The organism is Burkholderia sp. Bp8992, from assembly GCF_003853705.1.
Lineage (GTDB): Bacteria > Pseudomonadota > Gammaproteobacteria > Burkholderiales > Burkholderiaceae > Burkholderia.
This window is the reverse complement of sequence record NZ_QTQI01000001.1, coordinates 510,130-533,084: the sequence shown is the minus strand read 5'-3', so window position 1 is coordinate 533,084 and position 22,955 is coordinate 510,130. Positions and strand designations below refer to the sequence as shown.

At 63.9% G+C, this 22,955-nt stretch carries 13 protein-coding genes and 1 pseudogene; 1 reads left to right on the top strand and 13 read right to left on the bottom strand.

Going from position 1 to position 22,955, the window contains the following annotated elements:
- Positions 1-68: 68 nt before the first annotated feature.
- On the bottom strand, positions 69-1,637 hold the full coding sequence (locus DIE03_RS02365) for a trypsin-like peptidase domain-containing protein (protein ID WP_124447073.1): 1,569 nt from the start codon (positions 1,635-1,637) through the stop codon (positions 69-71).
- Positions 1,638-2,246: 609 nt separating this feature from the next.
- The gene (locus DIE03_RS38630) at positions 2,247-3,116 is read right to left on the bottom strand and encodes a hypothetical protein (protein ID WP_260434780.1); all 870 of its coding nucleotides are present in this window, start codon (positions 3,114-3,116) and stop codon (positions 2,247-2,249) included.
- Between DIE03_RS38630 and DIE03_RS38625 the strand changes: the two genes are divergently transcribed.
- Positions 3,103-3,231 (top strand): hypothetical protein, encoded by a 129-nt coding sequence (locus tag DIE03_RS38625; protein WP_260434779.1) that lies wholly within the window; start codon positions 3,103-3,105, stop codon positions 3,229-3,231. The two genes, DIE03_RS38630 and DIE03_RS38625, sit on opposite strands and share 14 nt — an antisense overlap.
- A 32-nt stretch (positions 3,232-3,263) precedes the next feature.
- On the opposite strand, the gene DIE03_RS38620 is transcribed toward DIE03_RS38625, so the two are convergent.
- The 11 genes and pseudogenes from DIE03_RS38620 to DIE03_RS02305 form a co-directional block, all read right to left on the bottom strand.
- A complete protein-coding gene (locus tag DIE03_RS38620; protein WP_260434778.1) occupies positions 3,264-4,142 on the bottom strand; it encodes a DUF6708 domain-containing protein in 879 nt (292 codons plus the stop codon).
- 3 nt (positions 4,143-4,145) lie between these two features.
- Complete coding sequence (locus tag DIE03_RS02350; protein ID WP_124447071.1) at positions 4,146-7,304, bottom strand: T6SS effector BTH_I2691 family protein; 3,159 nt, start codon at positions 7,302-7,304, stop codon at positions 4,146-4,148.
- A gap of 16 nt (positions 7,305-7,320) precedes the next feature.
- Positions 7,321-8,277 carry a DUF4123 domain-containing protein gene (locus tag DIE03_RS02345; protein WP_124447069.1) on the bottom strand — a complete coding sequence of 319 codons (957 nt, stop codon included), beginning with the start codon at positions 8,275-8,277 and terminating at the stop codon, positions 7,321-7,323.
- Positions 8,278-8,290: 13 nt separating this feature from the next.
- Positions 8,291-11,128, bottom strand: coding sequence for a type VI secretion system Vgr family protein (locus tag DIE03_RS02340; protein WP_124447282.1), 2,838 nt, complete (start codon positions 11,126-11,128; stop codon positions 8,291-8,293).
- Positions 11,129-11,165: 37 nt separating this feature from the next.
- Positions 11,166-11,804: a hypothetical protein gene (locus DIE03_RS02335; RefSeq protein WP_124447067.1), complete on the bottom strand. Its 639-nt coding sequence runs from the start codon at positions 11,802-11,804 to the stop codon at positions 11,166-11,168.
- Positions 11,801-13,069, bottom strand: a complete 1,269-nt coding sequence (locus DIE03_RS02330) for a hypothetical protein (protein WP_124447065.1) — start codon at positions 13,067-13,069, stop codon at positions 11,801-11,803. Before DIE03_RS02330 ends, DIE03_RS02335 begins: the two co-directional genes overlap by 4 nt.
- Before the next feature lie 20 nt (positions 13,070-13,089).
- Positions 13,090-15,762: pseudogene (locus DIE03_RS02325) on the bottom strand (type VI secretion system Vgr family protein); the annotation flags it as partial.
- A 126-nt stretch (positions 15,763-15,888) separates the two neighbouring features.
- Positions 15,889-18,288: a DUF2235 domain-containing protein gene (locus DIE03_RS02320; RefSeq protein WP_124447063.1), complete on the bottom strand. Its 2,400-nt coding sequence runs from the start codon at positions 18,286-18,288 to the stop codon at positions 15,889-15,891.
- Positions 18,285-18,899, bottom strand: a complete 615-nt coding sequence (locus DIE03_RS02315) for a DUF3304 domain-containing protein (protein ID WP_124447061.1) — start codon at positions 18,897-18,899, stop codon at positions 18,285-18,287. The genes DIE03_RS02320 and DIE03_RS02315 overlap by 4 nt, the downstream gene beginning before the upstream one ends.
- 81 nt (positions 18,900-18,980) lie before the next feature.
- A complete protein-coding gene (locus DIE03_RS02310; protein ID WP_260434777.1) occupies positions 18,981-19,808 on the bottom strand; it encodes a DUF4123 domain-containing protein in 828 nt (275 codons plus the stop codon).
- Positions 19,809-19,816: 8 nt separating this feature from the next.
- Positions 19,817-22,621 carry a type VI secretion system Vgr family protein gene (locus DIE03_RS02305; protein ID WP_124447057.1) on the bottom strand — a complete coding sequence of 935 codons (2,805 nt, stop codon included), beginning with the start codon at positions 22,619-22,621 and terminating at the stop codon, positions 19,817-19,819.
- Positions 22,622-22,955: the final 334 nt, after the last annotated feature.

Below are 22,955 nucleotides of genomic sequence, written 5' to 3'. Positions count from 1 at the left end.
TGAATGCCGGGCTGACTGCCGACGAGATCGGACGATGTTAGGCGGGCGACACCCGCCGCGTCAACGCCCTAACGCGCGCGCACCGACACGAACTTCCGTGCGTTGTTGCGCTGGATCAGCACCGCGATCACGTTGCCGCCGCTCGCTTCGAGCATCGGCACGTCTTCCGGCGTCTCGAGCAGCGTGTCGTTCAACTCCAGGACGACGTCGCCCGGCTGGATGCCCGCGCTCGCGGCCGGCCCGTGCACCGCGTCCACCATCATCCCGACCGCGAGCCCCGTCGAACGGCGCTCGTCGTCGCTCAGCGCGTGCATCGTCAGTCCCAGGCGGTCACCATGGTCGCCCGCCCCCGGGCCCGGTCGTGCCGCGGCCTTCGGCGCGGCCATGCCCGCTACCGTGGCCGGTGCGTTCCCGGCCGTCTCGTCGGCACCCGCGATCGTCAGCATCACCGGTGCGCGGTTGCGGATCACGCGCAGCGACGCCTTTTCGCCGGGCGCCAGCGCGGCGGCCAGGTCGTTCAGCTCGGCCGAGCGGCCGATCGCCTTGTCGCCGAGTTTCACGATCACGTCGCCGGGTTTCAGGCCGGCCGCGGCGGCCGGCGAGCCCGGCGCGACGCCGTTGACGAGCGCGCCTGCCGGACGCGGCAGCCCGAATGCCGCGGCCAGCCCGACGCCGACGTCCTGCACGTCGAGGCCGAGCGCGTTGCCGGCCGGCGCACCGGGAGCGGACACCTGAACCTGTTGCACCTGCATCTGGGCCTGTTGTTGCGCCTGCAACTGCGCGCGCACCTTTGCGGCAAATGCGATCGGGATCGCGAACGTCATGCTCGCGTAGCGATCGTTGCCCGTGTAGACCTGCACCGCGATGCCGATCACGTCGCCCGCGCGGTTGAACACGGGGCCGCCGGAGTTGTCGGGATTCGGCGCGATGTCGGTTTCGAAGAACGGGAATGCGCTGCCGTCCGGCAACTGGTGCGACGTCGCGCTGACGATGCCGGCCGTGACCGTGTTGCCGGCCCCGTCCGGCGCGCCGATCGTCATCACCGGTTCGCCCGCCCGCACCTTCGCCGAATCGCCAAGGCGCACGAACGGCAGCTTCGTTGTATTGACACGCAACACGGCGACGTCGCTTTGCGGATCGACGGCCAGCACCGTCGCCTTGAATTCGCGCCGGTCGGTGAGCCGCACCGTCACGTCGGTCGCCTCGTCGACCACGTGCGCGGAGGTCAGGATCAGGCCGTCGGCACTGACGATGAAGCCCGAGCCGCTGCCCGACACCGCGCGCAGCACCGGGTCGGGTGTCGGCACCTGCGCGCCCTGCACGGGCGTCGGGCCGCCGCGCCGGAAGAACACGGCGAGCGGATCGTCGGTATCGAGGATCGCGAAGGACGGCCCGCCGGTTTGCTGGTTGAGCGCGGTCATGATCGTCACGACCGCGGGTCCGTAACGCTCGACGATGGCCGGAAAATCGACCGGCATCGCATAAGGCGCGGCGGGCGGCCGTTGCTTCAGGGCGCGTGGCGCGGCAGGCGGCGCGAGGGTGGCGGCAATGGAGGCCGGCGGCGGCAAACCTCCGGCAAACACGCCCCCGATCAACGCGGTGCGAAGCACGGCGCGAGCAAGCGTCTGGCGAACCACGGCGCACCTCCCCCGGCAGTCGCGACGCCATCCTGCGCGAGACGCGCAGGCACCCGACAAGGACCGGTACACCCAACCATTTATAGCCCACGCGCCGGTCGGAACATACGAATCGAAACCCGTATGGTGGGGGTGCGGCAGGCGCGGAGCCGCGATGGCGTTCGTTCCGAACAAGGTACGCAGTACGTCAATCCGCACAAGCCCGATTGTCGTGTGCGTCGGCAGGCGGTTTGTGTCGGTTGGCGTAACGTCCGCGCGCGTGCCAGGCCTTCGCTTCATCTGGACGCCGACGATCATCGGGAGGCAAAGAGCCTCTGCACCGGTTACGTACGCGGGCTCGACGTGCGGAACGGCTTCAACGGACGCAAGCGCGGTGGACCCATGCTGGACGGGGCGTCGGCAAGGTAGCGGACCGAACCGGCGTTTTGTCCGACCTGGCGGTGCCGCTCACGACGCGAAGTCATGTGTGTACGACGTATCCCTGCTTTTGTCCGGGCGGGACGGGCACGGGAGTCCGGATCGGGTGGGCAGGTCTGGTCGCTGTACGAAAAACCGGCCCTTGGACAACGATGAACCTGCCGATTCCGAGCGCCGGGAGACGGTATCGCGTCAAAGGTCGGCGGCTTCCTCCACCTTGATCGGCGCACCGCCCGCTGCGGCAATGATCTCCGCCGGGAAGATGGGCAGTTTGCCGGTACCTCTCTGGCGCAGTGTTTCTCCGCGCTGTATCGGAGGGCCGCCCTCCTCCATGTAACGCCGGATATGTTCGTACAGTCGCCACAGCATCGCGTCTTCCCACCATCCGGTGTAGCCAATATTGACGATCTCCGCGCATGAGCGCGGATTACCGACCTCGCCCCAGAGCAGCGACAGAAAGTAGGACTCCCGGGCCGCAGCCCCGGTGAGTTGCGTCCACTTGTAGGACCGGACCTTCACGTCGTGCCATGCGCGCGTGCGCACTGCACCTGCGCCGCCTTTCTCCCAGAATCGCCAGAATGGTGGCTGCACATAAGGAATGAAGCTCACGCTGCGATCTTTCCGGTTGAAGAGAACGGGAAGATCCCGGGGAGAAAAGAGCGCTGCGCGAAGGCAGAACACCGCAAACAAAAAGAACGGCACGGTCGCAACGGACATGAAGACGCCGAAGACCGGAATTTCCAGCAAGGCCAGAACTGCCAGATAGCCGATGCACCCTGTACCGAACAGCCCGATCAGCACGCCAAGCATCAGATACACCGTTTTCCCGCCGGCGCCCATCGGCGTGCCAACCTCGATCGCATTCGGGTAGATGTTCAGAAGAGAATCGCAGGTGCTGGACATCTCGTGGACAGGCTGCCGCTTGTCATCGCTCGCTACCCGCCACGGTGGCGTGATGCCCTGCCGGGTTCTCGCCAGTCTCCCGGGGAACTTGTTGAAATACGGATCTGCTTGCTTCCATTCCGGCAATAGCACTCGGTAGTCGCTCTTGTCGCTTTTCATTTCGATGTACCGGAACCGTACGTTCTACTATCTCGGCAATTTCGATATCGCCGACGACGTGATGATCGAGCCGAACATGAGCGTCATCACTTCCAGCCGCCCGCTCGAGCCGTGAGAACAGCAAGCCTTCGCTATCGAGATAGCCGATCAAAGGTTCGCCGCTTCCTCCACCTTGATCGGCGCACCACCCGCTGCGGCAATGATCTCTGCCGGGAAGATGGGCAGCTTGCCGGTACCCGTCTGGCGCAATGCTTCTCCACGCGGGATCGGAGGGCCGTCCTCCTCCATGTAGCGCCGGATATGCTCGTACAACCGCCAAAGCATCGCGTCTTCCCACCATCCGGTGTAGCCGATATTGACGATCTCCGCGCAAGACTGCGGGTTTCCGACCTCGCCCCACAACAGCGACAGGAAATAGGATTCCCGCGCCGCCGCCCCCGTAAATTGCGTCCACTTGTAGGATCGGACCTTTACGTCGTCCCACGCGCGCGTGCGCACTGCCCCTGCTCCGCCTTTCTCCCAGATTCGCCAGAACGACGGCGTTACGTAAGGAATGAAGCTCACGCTGCGATCCTTCCGATTGAACAGGACAGGGAGATCCCGCGGAGAAAAGAGCGCCATCCGGAGGGAGAACACTGCAAACAAAAGGAACAGCAAGGTGACGAAACACATAACGACACCAAGGACAGGAACCTCCTGCAAGGTCAGCAACGCCCCGTAGCCAATGCCCCCCGCACCGAGCAGCCCAATCAGCACACCAAGTATCAGAAACACCGCTTTTCCGCCAGCGCCCATTGGCGTGCCAACCTCAATCGCATTCAAGTAAATGTTCAGAAGAGAATCGCAGGTGCTGGCCATCTCGTGAACCGGCCGCCGCTTGTCATCGCTTGCCACCCGCCACGGTGGCGTGGTGCCCTGTCGGGTTCTCGCCAGTCTCCCGGAAAACTTGAAATACGGCTCCGCTTGCTTCCACTCCGGCAAAAGCACCCGGTAGTCGCTCTTGTTGCTTTTCATATCGATGCTCATCCTCTAGTTCGGCAGCCGTTCGTTCAGGACCTCGTCTCCATCCTTCGTCTCCACGGCCACTTCGGCATATGCCCCGCTGAATTCAATGACACTCAGATCGAGCGACAGCCGAATGTCTTGATCCTGATCTTTCACCTCGGCGTTCAGTTTCGCGAGCGCCGAAGCGCCACCTGCCGCTAGCCCTGAAGGCCGCGCGGAACCGCCGGTGCGCTCCAGCAACAGCGTCGCCCCGCCTTTCTTGCTCTTGCCGTAGATGCGTGCAACCCAGTCCAGTTGCGCCCGCAATCCCACGGGGATGCGCAGGCGCAAATATACCTCCCGATACTCCATCGGATTGCTGTTGTTGCCAGCTGGCATGGGCAGTCCTCCCATCATGCCTGTCCCCATGCTTCGGACGGCCAGATCCCAAAAGCCGTCCTTGTAGCTGAAGTCGACGCTGATCCCCAGCAACAGCTTGTTCGATTCTTCCTGCTCGCGAGCGGGGCTCCCCCACTTGTCGCTGGCACGTCCCCAGATTGTGCGTGCCGCCCATTCTTCCGCGGGCCGATTCTGCAGAAGCTGGGCCAAGTAACCTGCAGCCATACCAACAGCAACCAGTACAAGCCCCCACCCGGTCCAGGAAAGTCCGTAACCGCCCGTGATAGAGATAGCGCCGATGGCTTCGAAGAAACCCAGCCCGCTCGCCACAGTCGCAACGCCAAAAAACATTGTCTGAACCGCATAGGCCGACAAGGCGCCCGGATTGTCCCGCCCATATCTCGACGCGAGTTTCATAATCGCCGTCGCAGTATCAAAACCAGCAGCAATCGTGGCGGCTGCGCCTACAAGGATCTTCGTGCGCAACGCAGCGCCAACCGCCTCCCATTTCTTCGCACCGGCGCTCCAGATTTCCAGCAACGCGGCAGCGCAACCCATCGATGCCGACCCGATGCCGAGAATACCCTCCAACCGCTCGTCTTCATTTCCGTACTTGTATTTATCGACCGCATCCATCAGGCTCAGGACCTGCAGCATCCCGCCCGCCGCAGACAGCACCGCACCGCCCTCGCGCAGCAATTCGCCGACCTTGCGGGCAAACTTCCTGAGTTCGCCCATGTCGGCCGGCAACTGCGCAACGACGGTCGTCGTCGCCGTAACGCTGACCTGTTCGAAGACGAATATCTCTACGGTCCCGCCTTTGCCCGACACGTCAAACGCACCACCGCCGCTTCTTGAAACACTGACAGTGCGCGTGTCGCCGACCTTCGACGTCGATTTGCCGCCACCGGCGGCACTGTTTTTCGCGTCGGCGACTTCGCGCCAGTAAAACTTCGCCTGCCTGTACGACGCCTTGACCCGCCTGGCGCGAATGCCATTCTTGCTGGCACTGGTGATGCCGATTCTTGCTATCGCGAACTCGACTTTCCTGATGAGTTGGGGGGATGGCGGATTCTTGAGACGACTCAACGCAAGACAGGAAGTACTCAGTAACGACACCGTGCTGTAACTCCAGACCGATGCCAGCGCCCGCAAATACGGCAGGTTGCGCGCCAGGGCCCCGACCAGTTCTCCGCCCTTGTGCTTGCTCTCGAGATCCTCGATCACGTCGAAAAGCGCCTTGGCTTCATCGATCGTCTTGGATCGCTGATCCTTGTCCTTGAACCACGTGAAGAAATCCTGCTGGTTGCCGAGCATCGCACGGATCATCAGGTTGTTCTTGTCGTCCGGATTGTCCTTCATGAAATCCGCGTACCACTTCAGCCCGACATCGGTCATGTGGCCGCCATGGCACGCCCTGCCCACCAGTACCGCGTAGTAGACACCGTCCTGCCGCGTCGTCTCGTCGCAATCGTGTTCGGTCACCAGCTTGCGCGCCGCGCTTTGCAACCACGCGCCGTAATCCGGCTCGATCGTCGCAAGCAACCGGCTGTCGTCGTTGCACGCAGACTGGTACTGGTCCAGGAATGTCTGATATTTGTCACCCAGCTTCTTCTTGATCTGCTCCGCCGGCAGCTCGTCCTCCGGTATCGCGACAATGCCCATCGACGGGTTCGTATAGGTGCCGGCGAACATCCCCGATGCGGAAATGGTTTGCGGCATGAAGGTCGCGCCCGGCGGGAGATTACCGCTCGCCTTCATCGCGTCGAACTGATCCCTGGCCATATACGTGTTCGGGTCACCCTGCATCCCGGACAGATTGCCGATATGGCTGTATTGCTGCTGCATCGTCTCGACCAGCCCCTTGATGCACAGCGCCGACTGCAGCTTCCAGTAGCCGTTGCCCGTCATCATCGTCTTGGCCTTCTTCGGCACGGTAATGCGGAAGTTCGCCGCCTCGTACGTCACACCGATCGCGTCAGGTACGCTGACGATCATCGCCTTGCCGATGTCGAACGTCTGGCTCTTCTTGACGATCTCGACAGCCTGGTCGTATATGTCCTTCGCCGTTTCGCGACGCCCTCCCTTCGGATCCATGCGCGCCGGCTTCCTCAACGGAAACACATTGTCATCGCCGTACAACGCAGCCGACGCCACCGGATAGTTCGCGTTGTACTCGTCGACGATCTTTCCCATTTCGGCCTCCGTCAGCGGGGCCGAACGATCGCATTTCGCATACGGCGCATCGATGCACACCATGCGCTGTCGACGCAGCGCTTCGTTCTTGGGATTCCCGTATGCATCCCGAACCTTCTCGCTCCACGGCGTATCGCTGAAGCCGATCCACACACGCTGCGTCTCGGACGCATTAGGGATGACGAACAGCATGGCAGCCGCATAACCGGCAGTGCGCTGGCATGCGAACACCGGTGCGTTGCCAGGCAATGGCAGTTCGCTGAGCGAATAAGGCGTCATGTAGCCGCCGTCGTCGACCTGGAATGCCTGCCATCCCTTCTGCTCCTTCAGCTCGGGGGTGTGCGGTCGCTCGTAATACGCGTAGACATAGCCGCCGCGCAAGGTTCGCATCGTGTAGCCGAAGTAACTCAACCCGACGTCGGCCACCCCCGGCTTCAGCTTCGCGATCGCGCCTTTCTTCGCATCGGCATACTTTTTCTCGGCCAGCGCCGGCCTGACCAGCAAAACCGGCAACCCGGCCTTCACGCATGACGGGCACCCGCCTGCGGAACAGTGCGGCGCGCCGGCGGCGGCGGCATTCGCGTTCTGCGCATATTTGCCATCTGACATGATTCGATTTCCTTTGCTAGCGGCGAGCCATCGCGATGGATGTGTCGTGCGACGTCTTCTGCTCCAGTTCGAGACGCATCGCGTCCCACACGTCATCTCCGACCGCGCCGAGCCGCTCGCTCAAGCTTGCCCGATCGCTCAATGTCGACTTCACCAGCTCGATCACACGCGCGTGCTTGCACAGTGCCGGATGAATCTGCAGCACATAGGCGCCCAACAGCACGATGTCGGCTACCTGCGTCAAGCCGAGCGCCTGCGCGTCGGCCACCGCCGCGTCCGCCTGGTTCAGGTAATCGTCGGGCAATTCGCGCTCGAACACGCACCAGCCTCTGAGGAGGTCCTGCACCATCGCGCTTCTGTCCACACGGCTCCATTGCGCGTCGTCGAGCGCGAAGAACGTGGCGCGCGATCGCGACGCATATGGGTCGAAAGCCGCCGGTGGAATCCGCTCGACGAGTTCAGCATTTCGGTCGAGCACGTGCCATGCCGTGATCGGGCCGAACAAGTCGCTTCGCTGCAGATCATTCAGCGCCGGCCACATCCATTCGAGTACGCGTCGATCGGCCCACCGCACGTATTTCCGGCCAACGCGCGGGCGTGGTGAAACCATCACCCGCGCCAGGTGCACCGCGACGATTTCCGGTGGCAGTGTCGAAACCAGCCAGCCGCCCACCGTGAACCCGCGCACCACTTCGTCATGCGAATCGCTTTGTTCGTCGCACGCGGCCTGCACCGACGCCTCGATCAACTCGACATCGTCATGATCGAAACAGATCAGCCGGGGATGCTGATGATCGAGAAGCGACTCGCTGGCCACCGGGATCGGCACGACTTCGCGTTCCCCCGGCATCGGCAGGTGCTCGGCCAGCGGCTCCCGCAGATACGGATCGACGAGCAGATACCCGCGCAGCGAATCTTCCTTGCGCAGCGCAGCCTGTATCCGCGACGTCGTCAGTTCGATCGATGTACTCACGCCCATCTCTCCGTCACAACGTGGCGGCACCGCGACCTGCCGCATCGCCGTCCTTCGTCGGACAGGCCTTCACCTGACTTTGCGCGATCTGCGGACTCATGTCCGAACTGCGCGGGCCGGTCAGCACGTGATTCGCTGCATGAAACTTCACGGTGCCCGGCACGCCGATCTCGATGCCGCCGCCCTCCATCTTCAGATAGGCTTTCGCCGCCGTGAGCAATACCTTCCGGGACGCCTGCGCGGTCACGCTTGCCGTCGCACTGGCCACACTGACGGCTTGCTGGGCAACGGCTCCGAGATTCCCGCCGCGCTGGGCCTGCAGGCCAACCGAACCGCACGCCGCATGCAGCGCGATGCCGGAAACGGCAACGGGCCGCCCGTCGCCTTTCTTGCCGTCCGTGTACAGCAGGATTCCCTGGTTCGCGACGACGCCCGTCTTGTTCTGCGCCGTCCACTGCAAATCCTGCCCGGCGGCCAGCACCGTCTCGGTCCCCGACAACCAGACGTGGCTCCTGGCCGATACAGCCACCACGCCATCCTGGCCATACGCGACCAGATGCGGGCGGCTCCACGCGGTCGCGCTGCCGTCGCCCCCTCCGGTCGCCTGACTGGACGAGGATCCCGCTCGTGCGGCACTGATCGCCTGCTTGCCGTCGCTCAACCCCGTGACCGCCGCCAGCGTGGACGACGAAGCGCCTGCATCCGTTCGTCCGGATGACGACGCATCCGCTTGCGAAGCGGAAGATTGCGACGCGCCCGGTTCGGCGCCTTGCGCACGCGCCGCCTCCGCGAGACCGTCGAGCAGGTCGTGACTGTCGCCGAGCACCTGGGCCGCACTGGACGCATCCATCTGGTTCACGCCGGCTGCGGCGCTCACCAGTACGCCGGCGCCACCCCGCACCGCACCCGATGCTTCGGTATTCAACTCCGCGCCGTAACCGCGATCGGCCTGGCGAACGTTGTCATTCATCGATTTGAGGTGGCCGAGCATCAACCCGCTGCGGCTGTCGGTCGTGTAGAGATGCACACTCGACTGACCTGCCGTATCGTCCATCATGAAATGACGATAGCCGCCGGTGCCCTGCTGGCTCTGACTCAGCTCCTGGGTTTTGAATCCGGTCAGCGTTGCCGCATGGCCGTTGCCCGCGAACCACGCAGCTGCATTGCCGGTGCTGCCGCTGGGGCCCCCGGCGCGCGCATTGTGCTGCCCGTTGTCATTGCCGCGCCCGTTATACAGCGACGCCACCGCCACCGGACGATCGGGCTGCCCCTCCAGCCAGTCGACCCACACCTCCTGGCCCACGCGCGGAACGGCGACACCGCCCCAGTTGTCGCCCCCGATCGGGGTCATCATCCGCGTCCAGGTGCCTGCACCTTGATCGGCGGGCGCATTGGAATCGCGAGGATGGTCTTCGCGGCTGGCCGAATTCTGACCGCGCTGCGCATGATGCTGAATACGGACGCGGTGGTCGCGGTCGGTATGAACCGGCGCATCCGCACCAACGACGATCGCCGTCTGCGCGCCCTGCATCACCGTTTCCGGATGCGAGCGTGCGCCGTCCACGCCATCCTCGTGCGAACGGTAGGACTGTTCGACCGGCAGTGCAACGAACGCATTTCCGTACACGCGGCCGGTGTCGTTTCGCGACACCGCATTGCCGGGATGCGTGCCGGTGCCGGACAGGTCGTCCGGCGTCAATCCTTCGACGACATCGGATGCATCGATCCCGGCCGACGACGGCTTGCCGAGCTTGCGCTCGATTGCACCGTGCACATCGGCATCCACGTTCGCCTGCACGTCGTGCTCGACACGCAGGCAAACGAACGCTTGCGAGGCTTTCAGCACCGGATGGTCGCGCATCGCGAACCGCAGCCCCGGCCGCATGTCGCGGCGCGTGCCGCGCCCTTCGCTGCGCGACGTGCTCACGCGTTGCGCATCCAGCTGCTGCTGCGCCCGGTAGTCGCCGACCGCGGCGGTCTGATACGCGTACGGGCCGGCGACGTCGCGATCGATACCCGGCATGACTGCGCCTGTCGCCCGCGCCTCCGACGGTCGGGTGGACAAGGTGCGGTAATCCCAGCTCGCGCGAGTCACTTGCCCGATACGCCAGCGGCGCGCCGCCATGAAATCCTGGATGTTCCCCGCCGGATTCCCGTCGCTCGCCTGATGGAACCCGATGACGACGGGATCGTCCGGCTTGAACTGCTGATTCGAATCCGCCAGTACCAGCGTGTGCTCACCGAAGTTTGCAGCGTTCGCATCGCCCTTGTGTTCGAACCAGTAGAAGATGCCTTCTTCCGCCCACAGGCGTTGCAGAAAATCGAAATCCGACTCGCCGGCTTGCGCGGTCAGGCTGCGCTTGCGATATTTCGACTGGTCCGCCAGCGACCAGCGCCACGCGGGCGCGATGGCTCCGTGCGTGTAGTAGCCGAAGACCTGCTCGGTGATATCGAGCACACTGGCGTGCTGATAATTGTAGCTGTCGACGCGCTGGCGCAGCAGCGCAAACCACGGCTCGATCGTGAAGCGATAGCGGGCGAGACCGCCGTTGCTGCCGACCAGTTCGGCGGCAACCACGTGCCCATGAACCGGGCGCCGGGTCTCACTCCCCTCCGCGGCCTGCCACTCGATCAGAATCGGGCCGCCGATCAGCTTGCCGATCGCCAGCCGGGCGTTCTCGGACAAGGCGGTCAGCTCGAAACGAAACCCGCCGCCGCCAACCGCCTCCCAGCCATGCAGGCTTTCCGCGATCAACGCATCGGTTCCGAACGACGTGCGCATCCACAGAAAGCGGCTGTGCTGCGACCAGCCTCGCAGCAGCGAACTCAGTGCGCCTGTATTGATGGACATGGTCTTTTCCGTTGAATATCGCGAGCGATGCTCGCCATCACTTCGAATTGACCGTATGGCCTTCCGCCAGCGTCTGCAGGCGCCGGGCAAGATTGCCGACCGGATCGGCCGGTGCGCCCGTCACGACGAAACACAGGTTCTTGTAGATCCACACGAAGCCGCGCCCTGGGCCGGCGATGGTGCTCCGGACCGACACGCTTCCGAGCGACGCAGGATCCGTCTCGAACGGCACTTGCGCAATCGTCGGCGAAGTCGTCTCGTTGAGGAAATAGTCCGCGGCCTTGAAGCGATCCTTCGCCTGCGCAATCGTGATCGATACGTGTGCGCCGTCGAAATGACCATTGAAGATATCCACCCGGACATCCTTGAGCGGACCGGAGTCGTTGACGCGCGGAATGTGATTGTCGATCTTCAGTTCCGTCAAGCCGGGGAGGCGCTCCGTTGCCAGCCTGGTCCAGTCGTACGCGACCACCATCCGGCCATCGTCGGTGGCGAACTTCCGGTCGAAATCGATACGCGCCTTGAATGCATCGACGCGGGCGGTCGGACTGAAGGCCCTTTGAATGGCTGCTGCTCTTTCTTCCGGAGTCATGACCTTTCTCGATTCCGGCGATTGCGCATGGCTTGCACCGGTAAAAATGGAACATAACAACAACCCGACGACACACTTGTTCATATCACCGTTCCTACCCCGGGAAACTCCCTGGTCGTCATCATGATCTGCTCGATGTATTCGCTCGGCGCGAGAGGCGGCTGAAGGTTGGACGCCCGATTGAATTGACGGGTCGACGCCACCGCGTCGATCGATACGGTCAGGTAGGCGCGCACCTCTTCGTCGTGGTGCGGGCCGGCGCATGCGTCCTCGACCTTGTGGCTCAGATGCGCGAAAGCGTGGTTGCCGAAGCTGGTCCGCGCCGGCGAATCGCCTGCGACGGTCGGCGTCGACCCGTTCGACGAAAAGAACGGGTTGTTGCACGCGCCGATGCCGACGAGATTCGTCGAGTTGATGAAGCCGAACGGATTCTGAAAATAGATGCCGGGTTTGATACCCAGCGCGGCCGCAAGACTGAACACGGCCGAGGCCTGGTCATAGCAGTTCACGGTTTTCCCGTCGTCGGTCGCGCCGGCATGTGACGAGGTCCCGCTCGGCGTGAGCGGACGCTTCTGCATGTAGCTCATCAATTCGAACTTGCCGCCGGCCATTGCGTAATCACCGCCGAAATGCGCAGCGCCGGAAATCGTGTCGTAGCGCAACCCGTGGCCGTGGTGACAGTAGTCCGTGACCTTCGCGATCGCGGCCTTGGCCGTCGCCGCACCGGCAACCGATGCGCGCTTGAACAGAAAGCGCAGCGCTTCGGCCCACACGCCGGCACCGAACGGCATGCCTGGCCGATCGAGCAGCACGAACACCTCGAGCCGCGTCGCCGGTGTCACGGCGGCACTGAGGCCGGTCGCGGCATCGCTCAGTTTCCACGATGCATCGCCGTGATAGTAGGCAAGCGTGTCCGGCAAGTTCGTGACGGTCGCCGTCACCTGATGTTCGCCGAGCGCTGTCGGACAATCACCTTCGATCGTCAGCCCATGCAACGTCCCGGTCAGCTTCATCGTGGCGGGCGCATCCGGTTTCGTCTTGGTGACGCGCAACTTGATGCCGACCTTGTTGTTCGCGCCCGCCTTCGACTTGACGAGATAGGCGCCCGGACGCTGCGAGCCGTTTGCATGGCAGAACTCGTCGGGCTTCTCGATCTCGACGACACTCGCCTCACTCGTCCAGTGAGGCGCCGCGACTGCGGACTGCTTGCGCGTGACGGTTACGCCGCCCTGCCAGCTGATCTCCAGCAACTGCGCCTCGACCACGCGCCCGGAAACCAGCACCGTCTTGCGCTGCTTGCGCGAGACCGGACTCGTGACGGACGACGATTTAACGGGAGTATCCGGCATACGTTCTCTCAGTGATCGATCTCGATGGACAGCGGCTCGGCGTCGGCCGAGCTCACCAGATGCGTGTGTCCGGTTGCATCGGTTACACCATGCTCGACCGCACCGTTCGCACGGACGATGCGGTAAGCGCGCCCTGCAATCGGCTCTCCGGTTTGCTCGTCCTTGAGCACGAATGCCTCGTCGAACATCGGCGTACGGGAATCAGGCAATCCGGGTAGTGCCGGCGTGGCAGCCAGCGGCCCCGGAAAGGGATGCGATCCGGCCTTGACGGTGAACTGGCCCGGTGTCTCGATCGTGATGTCACCACCCTTCAGCGTGATGCGGCTCGGCCCTTGCTGGAGGACGATCGCATCCTTCGCCAGCACCTCGACGCGACTGTCCGTCGACGTGATCCGCACCGACTGGTCGGCCAGTATCTCCATCGCGCCCGTATGCGCCTCGACGCTCACCGGCCCGTGATTCGCGATGATCTTCACCCCGCCCTGCGCGCCGTACAGGCTCAGTGACTCGCCCGACACGCCGGCGATCGTGGCCCGCGCCGCGTAATGCGCATCGCCTTGCGCCGTAAGATGCACATGCTCGGCCGCGTATGAAATCGCGGTCTTCGGTGTCACCAGCGCCACGTTTTCAGGAGACTCCATCACGATCGCCGGCACCGCGAAGCGCTCGACCGGGTCGCCGCCCTCGCGCTGCGTTCCGCTCGCCTTGGTCGACGCTTGTCCGTTGACCGGACCGGTGTACTTTCCGTCCTGCTGCGGGTCGATCGCCTTGAGGAAATCCGCCTGCGCGTCGTTTGCGCCGAGGCCTTCGGCCTTTGCGTCGACGGCGGCTCCGTGGAGACTCCGGGCGGTCAGGACGGCCTGCTTCAGTTGCCCCACGCTTTCGGCCACGTCCATTTGCGTCGACGTCGCTTCAGCGCGAGCCGTGCTCGACAGCAGCACGCCTTCGCCCGCGCGCACGACGTTCCAGCCGGCCGTCGCAAGTTCGAATCCTTCGCCGCGATACATGCCGCGCGACGCGCCGTCCTGCGCAATCAGATAGCCTTGCGCCAGCCCGCTGCTCGCGACGGCATTGCCGACCTCGTGGCGAAGCTGCCCGGCTGCATCGTCCATCACCCAGCGCGTGCCGGGCTGCCCGTCCAGCGTGCGGGTCTGCACCCCGGACAACGTGCCGCCGTGATTCGCGTTGCTGCCCTCGCCGGCCGCAAACGGCGGCTGCACGCGCCCTCCGTAGACCTGCCCCAGGACCACCGGCATGTCGATATTTCCGGAATCGAAACCGATCACGACTTCTGCTCCCACGCGCGGCGTGAAGCTGTGCCCGAAATTCGGACCCGCCGTCTGCTCGGCGATGCGCGCCAGCACACCGGACCGATGATCGCCCGGCGCATGTCCGGCGGGATTCGACCGGCTCGCGGTATCCGTCAATCCGCCGGGAAGCGGCGCCGTCCCGCGCATCCACGGAAATTGCACACGAACCTGGTGATCGCGCGTGCTGCTCACCGCACTGTCGGGCTCGCCGACCACGATCGCCGTTTGCACGCCATGCACGACCGGCCTGGCCCGATGGGCGGGCACGATCGGGGTATCGGGCGGGACGGCGACGAAGCGGTTGCGATACAGTCCGTTTTCCAGTTGCCCCTGGCCGAGCAATTGCGCGATCTCCGCACCCAGGTTGTTGACCGCCTCATGGTCGATGCGGAGCGGAACGAACCGGACAGGTTCGTCGAGGTAACCGTCGAGGGTGTACACGCTGCCGGCTTCGAGCGTTCGAATCGAACCGGCACCTCGGTGAAGCACCTTGGGTAGCCGAAGGGCATCGAGACGCTGGGCCGCATAGCGGTCGGCCTGGTCCGAACTGTCGAACCGCCCTGCGCGCTGGCCGTCATATACCTCGCGGGCCGGCAGGACCGGCGTGTCCGCGTCGGCCTGGCTTTGCGCACGACCGGAAACGGCCACAAGTTGCTCCGCCTTCCAACTCGACACCACCACCCGGTCCGGCACCATCTGATGGCGCTCGGTGAAATAAGTCATCACGCCGTCCGGATCGCCGACGTCCTGGAGATTGTACGGAACGGTGCCACCCGCGCGCGGCGCGGCATGCGAATCGAAGACGACGAGCGTGTGGTCGCCGGTGGGCGTTTTCCCCGCATCCTGCGCGTGCTCGAACCGGAACGACAGGCCGGCTTCCGACAATAACCGCAACGCGAATTCATGATCGGTCTCCCGATACTGCCCGCGCAGCGTGAACGTCCGCGAGTTCCCCGTGACGTCATAACGACGACGCGCTTCGACGTAGTCGCCGAACACACGCTCGCAAATGCCTTCCGTATCGAGATCCATGAAATACAGGCAATTTCGGCGCAAATGCAGGAATGCCAGCCATGACTCCAGCGTCAGCCGGTAGCGTGTCATTCCGCCATCGCTGTCTGCGTACGCCGCATGCGTCACGTAGCCGTTCCAGCATCGCTCGCCGCTACCCGTCGCCAGACGCAGGCGAGCCGCGCTGCCGATCAGCGGCGTCAGGTCGAGAAACGGTTCGCTCGACAGCAGGTCGATCTCGAACCGGAACGATTCGTTGACGCCCTCCCGACCATGAAAGCGTTCGACCGCGAACTTGCCCGGCATCGCGGTGTCGATCTGGATGTGACGGGTCGTCTGGTCGTATCCCGTCAATGCGGCGGCTAGATTCATGACAATGTCCGGTTCTGCTTGCGTCTCATTGGCGCCTTGCTCCACGACACGGTCGCGAACATCGATGCGGCCCGTGACAGCCGGGCGAGCGGCAGCGTTCTCCTGTTCAATCGCGTCGAGCCCCGATCATCCGGGCCACGCGAACTTGGACGCGCGGAATTCGTTCAGCTTCAGATCGCCTTCCCATTGCTCCTGCGGGGTCTCGACGTGCGGCGGCTCCCAGCGCTTGCCGTCCTCAAAGACGGTTCGCCAGCGCAGATAACCCCATATGCAATAGGGTTCGCGACCGCCGGCCTGCTGCTGCAGTCCGTTCGTCACCTTCGGATCGGTCAGCACGGCGCTGTCGGAAGGCGCCGCGGCGCTCTTCTCCGCGCGCGCCTTCTGCGCCGCCTGCATCGCCGCGTCGTATCGCTTCAGCACGTCGCTTTCCTGCGCGGTAAGCGGCGACTGCGGTTCCGGCCCGGGGTTCATGCCGATTCCCGGCCCCAGCGCCAGCGTATTCGGGTTCATCGTCCGCAAGCCCGGCAATGCGCCGGGCAAGCCGGATTCGACCTGCGTCTTCCAGACGTCATGTGCGCGCTCGTAGCCGGCCTGCTTGGCTTTCAGCGCCTGGATCTGCTTGTAGTTCCAGACGTCGTCGTCGTCGCCCATCGGCTTGAACCAGGCACGCGAATCGTGCATGTAGTTGTCGTACAGCGCGCTGATCGCGTCCGCGAGCGGCACGGTCGAGTTCCAGTCGTCGCGCACCTGCCGCCACTGGTCCCACTTGTCCTGCAATTGCGCCTGAGCGACCTGCATCGCCCGCTTGCTGACCTCGGCTGTCAGCGCAGTCCCGCCCGGGATCGCACCCAGGATCACGATGATCGGCATGAGTGCCGCGGATGCGACAGCCGCGCCCTTGGGATTGTCATGCAGCCAGTTCTCGCCATACTTGCCGAAGTAGTAACGAAGGCTGGGACCGCCATCCTTCTCGTTCTGCAGCAGATCGTCCCACTCCATCTGCAATTCCTGATTCGCGCTGTCGAGGTCCGTCGCATCCTGCGGATAGCCGGCCTGGGCCGCCTTGAAGCCTGGCTGGGCCCGCATGTTCTTGAGCCGCAGCTTCCGCCATCGCAAGTAGTACCCGTAGTGGGCACGCATCAGGCCCGGCGTGCCATGGGACGGATCGTGGTAGCAGCCGGCGGTCGCGTTCACGTATGCCGCGAACGCCTGCTTCAGGCCGCCGGAGATCTTGAAGGCATCCGCCGCTTCCGCGGAAACACCCGGCCCCTTGACGTCGAGCGGTACACCGGCTTTACGTGCTTCGCGGTACATGTCGAGCAACGGAACCTGGGACAGCTTGTCGGAATCGTCGCGCCCGCGCCCCTGTTCCGCAGGCGCGTAACCACCGCCGACGTCGGAGTGCACGCCCGGATACACGATTTCCATGCGACCGTCAGCAGAACGATCGATCAGGTCCAGCGGAAACGAACCACGCGGCTCGTGCGCCGCCACCATGTGAACGCAGCGGCGGATATACGGCGGCACCGCCATCAACTGCCCGCGCCCCCAGCCGCCATGCCCGTCGAACAGCGTGGGTGCCGCGCCCTGCGCGATACCCACGGAGGCCACGGTGTCGAAAATACCGAGAAATTCGTATGAAACCGGCACGCCGCAGAGCTTGAAATTATCAAGCGCGTCCGGCAGCCAGTTGGAAAAGGTACGTGCCTCCGCAGAACCCCGGGAGAATCCGAACACGTAAAACCGGATATTCCGCAGTGCAGGCTTGCCTTTCACGAGCTTGTCGCCGACGCGCTGCTTGAGTTGCGCCAGCCGATCGTTCAGCACCTTGCGGCGCATCGTATCCCAGGCCTGCATCGCGGCGGCCCACTTCGACGAATCGACTTCGCTCTTGAGCTGGGCCCAGATCGAGTCGTGCTCCCACGTCAGTTCGTTGATACCGTTCTGCTCGGCGGCCATCAGCTTGAGCGCACCGACACCCGTGCTCGAGCGAGCCTTGATATCGCCGAGACTGCCTGGCTTGGGTATCGCGCCGCCGGAATCGATGCCCTTGAAATTCATGTCGACGCTCATGGACTTCACGAGGTCCTTGTCCTTCACGCCGAGCGCCGCGCTCAGGCCGACCTTGAACGCACATTCGTGCACGACGTTATGGATCTGCAGCAACGCCCAGTTGATGCGGCCTTCCCCCGCCCATCCGGCGGCGGCGCCCGCCGCGGCCTGCAGCCCTACGCCATGGTCGCCGACCTCGGCGACGAAAGGCGTGCCGACGCCCGCGACGTAGATCGCCTTGTGATAATCATCCTGCTGGAACGCATCGCGGAGCCGCGCGACGTTGCTGTGCTTGTGCCCGGACCGATCCCTCTCGGCATTGTTGCGCGTGCCATCGAAGAAAATGCCGATGTGCAGCGTCTTGCAGCAGCTCATGCCGTCGTCGTCATGAAGCCTGCGGAGAATCGCATCCTGCTCCTCGGGCGTCACGACGCTGACATCGGGCCGCTCGGCGGCCGCAAAACGAACACTCATGGCGCAATCCCCGCAATCCTCTTATCCGGCGTCGGACAATCACGGCTGCTGTTCAACACCGTAAAGTGCCCCGGACAAGCCTTGTTCGGCGCCTGCAATCCTTCCGGAAACGCCGGCGCGCCGGGCAGCCACGGAGACGCGTAGGCCTTGATCCTATCTCCCGGAAAAAACACGATCCACAGATAGCCGTCCGAGAAGGAACCATACTGCTCGATCGGCACGATCCGGCTTGCCACTGCATTCGGGTCGCGCTTGTACATCTCGTCGTTGCGCCACTCGACCTTGACGGTCAATCCCGGGTGCCATTTCTGGGGAACGGATACGCAGCATGTGATGCCGCCACCGGCGCTGCCGATACGGGCGGCCACATTCCCGCCCCAGGTCCCGTCGACATAGAAGGTACCGATCGGCACGTCCGTGTAGTTCAGCGCATTCAGCTTCAACCCGAGCCCGGCATCGTCGTCGCCGGGCCCCGCGACCTCGCTCGCCGCCGTACCGGCTTGCGGCACTGCGTGATCCGTTGCACGAGAGCACCCGGCTCCCGTCACGAAGACGGCCAGAAAAACTGCCAGACGAACAACGGCCGTCACTGATCCAGCTCTCAAATTCATGACTCGATTCTCTTGTCGGGGTCCCATTCAGCCATGCACGACACCACATCGTGGATCTTTCCGGAACGATCCGCGTCGCGTTCACGCGGATATCGTTGCCGGTACCAGCCACCCGGCCGCCTTGAGTGCGTCCAGTGCCACTCGCGGCGTTTGTGCCGCCAGGTCCTGCTTCTCCCACGCATCACGCACGCATGCGTATGCCTGGGACGGTGTCGCTTGCAGTTGCCCGAACGTATCCGGGCGCTGCCGGACATGGAAGAGCAACGTATCGATCTTCGCCGCTTGCCTGAGCGCCGCGACTTGATCCGCGTCGAGCCGGTACGGCGCGGAATCCGTGTCGACAGCATCCCGCCCGGCCATCCCGGCGGTTTCGATGTCCAGCGCCATCAACGATCCAGCACGATCGAACATCCACCACGCATCGATCCCGCCCAGGAAGCGTCGGCGCTGCGGCAACGTCAACACCTCGACCCAGGTCGGCACGCAACGCGTATCGGCAAGTCGCACGAGGAACGCTTCCCCGTCATCGGCACTCGCCTCCATTTGCCTGCGCAGATGCGACACGAGTGCATCGGTATCGACCGTCGTGCGCAGCAGGCTCAACATCGGATGCCCAGCGGTATGGCGCAACAGGTCGGCGCATACGGCGGCCCGCGTTTCCGCGGCATCGGGCAACGACATCAGGCAAGGCGAAATCGCCATCAGCCCTTCGCCGTCATACACCCCCTCGTACAGGGCGACGATCGGACACCCGGAAGACGGCGCAGACAAGCGCTCGCGCAACGACGGCACGAAACTCATGTCCAGCAACGCATGCCAGCGCGTCGACGCCGCGGACGCGTCGAGTACCTGTCGCACCTGCGACAGCGTCTCCGTCGGATACGAATCGATCCAGTCACCGATACTCATCGATTTGCTCAGATCGCCTTGCCGGCAAGTGCGCTGCCCGATTGCATCGCGTGCAGCAAGCATTCGACGCAGACCTTCTCGGGAAACTGCGGCAGTTGCGCATCCAGCTGATCGGGACCGACAAATCCGTGCTTCGCAGCGTGCACGGTAAGCGATCCCGGACAACCGAACACGATGTTGCCTCCCTCGATCGTCAGATGTGCCCCGCCGCTCACCGCGAGATGAACGGTCTTGCTGGCGGCCAGTTCGACGTTCGCATTGGCCGACACCACTTTCAGATCCTTCTGCGCATGCAGCGTCATCTGGTCGTGCTGCGCCTGAAGATCGAGACCGGCCGTGCCGGAAATCACGCTCAGTCCCGCCCCCGACGCTTCGCGTGCGGCCGCGAGCCAGCCAATCCCCTGCCCGCTGTGCATTCGCACGACCTGGTTTACCGCCATGTTGATGTCCTGTCCGCTGCCGACGGTCAGCGTCTCCCCCGCGGCCCAATGCAGCGCCTGGCCGGCGAAGATCCCCTGGCCACCCTGAGCCGCCATCCCGATGACCGCATCGCCCGTGTGAGGCAACGATTGGCCTGAACCGTGCTGCCGGGCATCGCTCGCCGCCTGGTCGAAGCCTTTGGCGCCGACCGTCGTCGAGAATGTCTTCGTGAGTGCGTCGATGGGTGCCGAACGATCGTCGAGCATCGATTGCCCCGTCTTTTGCACGCCACGCTGAACCGCAAACGGCACGGTACGATGCGTTTCAGCCGCCTGGTCGAACAGACGGGCAAGCGTCGCTTGCTGCGCCAGCAGCGATTGCAACGCCGACACGTCGCCCGCCGGCTGATCGGGCGTCGTCGCATAGCTCGAAACGAGCACCCCGCGCGTCCCGCGCACCGCGCCATACGCATCCGTACGCAACTCGACGCCTTGTCCGCGGAAACTGCCCAGATAGTTGTCGGCCTGATGACGCAGATGGCCGAGGTTCAATTCGGTCGCCGCATGCGTCGTCGCCATCTGAAGGCGGCCCATCGCGTCGCTGTCGTCTGCAACGAGCCGGTTGCCTCCCTGCCCGTCGAACCCCTGCGACTTGAAACCGGACAATGCACCGGCATGATTGTGGCCATCGCTGCCGCCGCCGGCACCGTGCCAGCTCGGGCTGTGGCCGCCGGCAAGATTACCTTGCGCGCTTGCGGTACGATCCGACGCCTGTCGATACACGGCGGGATCCACCGGCTGCGCCGGCTCGCCGCCCGGCGTGGGTGCTTCGCCGCCCTCGCCACGGCCGTTGAACAGGCCGCCCAGCACGATCGGACGATGCACGAGCCCGTGCTGAAACTGCACGAGGACTTCCTGGCCGATTCGCTGTGTCAGCTGCAGACCATGTCCGTCGCTCGCCAGCCGCTGCATGCCGCGAGTCGGATAGGTGCCCTGGTCGCCGTCGGCCTGCCAGTGGAAGCGAACCCGAAGCCGCCCCTGGACGTCGGTATGTACCGGCCCGAAGGCGCCTGACTCGCGCTCGCCTTGTGGGCCGACTACCAGCGCGGTCTGAGCACCCAACGCGGTCGGCACCGGATTGAGTCGCTGCCCGCTCCCGTCCTCGAGCGTCGGTCGCCACGCCTGCCGACGCGGCACGGCGTCAAAACGATTCGCATAGCCGCCGGCGGCAGCCTGTGCCGCAATCCGCGCATCGGAACTCGCGGGCGGCGGCATGCCAAGGCCACGCTCGACAAGCGCCATCGCATTTTTCGGCAGATTGTTCACGCCGGCATGCTCGATTGCCACCAGCAGAAACTCATCGGGCGCCGATGCGTTGTCGCGCCTTGGCCGCCACGATGGATTCGCGATCCTGAACACGTTGCCGCAGCGTGCCGTTCGCAGCGTGCTGCAGCCCATCCAGAAGCGAGCCCGCGAAACGATCGCCTCGGCCTGCCGACGCGCCACGTCTTCCGCCTGCTGCAAGCTCTCGAATGCCTCGGGTCCGACGTCGTCGTAGAGTTCCCGCGCACCGCCCGAATTACCCAGGTTCGCGGACGCAGTCGTCGCCTGATTGCTGCGATAGTCGCTGCTGATCAGCGTCAGCCGGTCCGCCGTCAGCGACAAAGACTGGCCGATACCCAAAATCTGGTCGGCGGCGGCCGCGTCGCCGTCGCTCAAGCGCTGTGTAATTCCGCCGAGGCGCGTCGATGTTTCGTCATCGGGAAGCTGCGTGCTGTCATCGAAAATCACGAGCGTGTGGCCTGCCGGCGCATCGTCGTCCTCGACAAAACAAAAGCCCAACCCGGCGTCTGCCAGCAAATGCCGGACGAACCCGAGGTGCGTCTGCGTCCGGTACTGGATCTTGTAATCGAGCAATCCCATTGCTTCCACACGCTTGCCCGCGTCGGCAGTAAAACGCCAGCGGGCAATTTGCTCGTATTCGCCGAATATCGTTCCGAGAATATCGGCGAGACTCTGCTTCACGAACGTGCGCTGGGTCCGACCGTGATCCAGAACCGCGAGCCACGGCGCGAGTTGCAGCGCGTAACGCGCCACCATCCCGTCGTAGCCGAGACATCGGGCTTCGACAACCAGTCCGCTGCGCACGGCGGACGATCCGTTCGTCAGCGCACAGTGGATTGTCACGCGCTGGCCCAGCATTTCGTCGAGATTCAAACCGGGATTACGGGACAGTCCGTAGACGTCCCACCGGTAGTTTTCGGACAGGCGTTCCCGGCCCGACCAACACTCGACCTGAAGCCCCGATAGCGGCCCTTGACCTTCAAGGGAATAGAGACGATTAGCGGCGTTGAATAAGTCCGCCAACGAAGACAATTGTGAAGAGACGTCCATGCAATCCCCGCTCTCTCGGGCATCAAGCCTTATCTGTTTTCGAATTGCGATAGCCGAGGATGCAAAAGACGCGCCCCTGTCGCTATAGGTCACCAGATCATCCCGGATACCCAGCATTGGAGTCTGATAATCGTCACCGCCGCATCTGCACAGTGATTAGTCCCCATTTACTGAATATTATTAGGTAGCTTACCATGCGAAAAGTGCATGTTGAACTCTCCCGTCGGCTTCCATATGCGAATTAAACAAAATCGACAATCCGCCAGCTCGCCTGATTTAAACGGGACGACTGAATTCGGTAAATTTGAAGCCGAACTACGCCAATTCACCCACA